Source organism: Microtetraspora sp. AC03309, assembly GCF_020826795.1.
In the GTDB taxonomy this organism is placed as follows: domain Bacteria; phylum Actinomycetota; class Actinomycetes; order Streptosporangiales; family Streptosporangiaceae; genus Microtetraspora; species Microtetraspora glauca.
This window is the reverse complement of sequence record NZ_JADDIL010000212.1, coordinates 1-1,180: the sequence shown is the minus strand read 5'-3', so window position 1 is coordinate 1,180 and position 1,180 is coordinate 1. Positions and strand designations below refer to the sequence as shown.

Annotated in this window: 1 protein-coding gene; it reads right to left on the bottom strand. The window is 65.1% G+C overall.

The genetic code is table 11. The features are described from left to right. On the bottom strand, nucleotides 1-1,089 hold a 1,089-nt coding region (locus IMZ11_RS42370; protein ID WP_228649186.1), incomplete at its 3' end, for an IS630 family transposase. Between the last annotated feature and the right edge of the window lie 91 nt (nucleotides 1,090-1,180).

Below are 1,180 nucleotides of genomic sequence, written 5' to 3'. Positions count from 1 at the left end.
CTTGGCCGGGTAACTCGTCCAGCTTCTGATCGGTGAGCTGGCGGCAAAGTTGGTCTTGGGCTGTGCTCGGGCATTGCGCCAGCGCACGTAAGCACCGATCACCGCGTTCTGCTCATCATGACTGCGGTGGTCGGTGCCGTTCAGCGCGTAGTAGCGCAACGCGGCGAACTCCGACTCGATCCAGTTCAACCAGGAACCGTAGGTCGGCAGGAACACCAGCTCAACATCGTTGTCAGCCGCCCAGGCCCGGACCTGGGGGTGCTTGTGGGGCGAGTAGTTGTCGGCGATCACATACAGCTTCTCGCCTGGCCAGCGCACGCGGAGCGTCTTGAGGAACGACAGGTATTCGCGCCAGCGCTTGCGCTTACGGATCCGGTAGTACAGCCTGCCCGTGGCCAGATCGAGCGCGGCGATCATCTGCATCACGCCGTTGTAGCGGTTGTAGGTGGCACGCAGCCGGGCCGGCGAACCCGCCGGCCGCCACCGTTTGCCCTTGCGGGGCATCAGGTTCAACGGCCCGAACTCGTCCACGCAGATCACCCGCCCATCGGCGGGCGGGTGATCGTAGAGGTCCAGGACGCGCTGCATCTTGGCGATGAAGTGCGGGTCGGTGGAGGACTTCCACGTCGTGGTGGTCTGCCAGCTCACTCCGCCTGCACGCAGGATCCGCCGCAGGTGCTCGCGGCTGATCGCCGCCACCACCCCGCGTGCGATGAGGTGCTCGGCCAGGGTGCGCAGACTCCAGGTGGAGTGTCCGGTGATGCCCCATTCGGCGGGGACCGTCTTGGCGATCAGGCAGATGTGCTCACGCACCCGGCTACTGATCGCTCGTGGACGGCCCCCGTTCCATTTTGGGTCCAGTGCGTCGAACCCCTTCTCGTTGAAGGCGTGGATGACATCCCGCACGTAGTCGTCGCTGACCTGCATCAACGAGGTGATGTCCGGGACGCTTTGGCCCTGGCCGGACATCATCACCACGATCGCCCGCCGCAGCTTGACCGGATCCTTCGCGCTCCGCGTGATCCGCTGCAGCTTGCGGCCTTCCTCCATGGTCAACGGCCGGACGAACACTTCCGGTCGGCGAGCCACGACCACCTCCCACCATCGAAGAGGCAGCCAGCCTGACGGGTTCACCGCTGGAGATCAATTACCCGGCCGAGATTCGGTGACGGGCCACTAG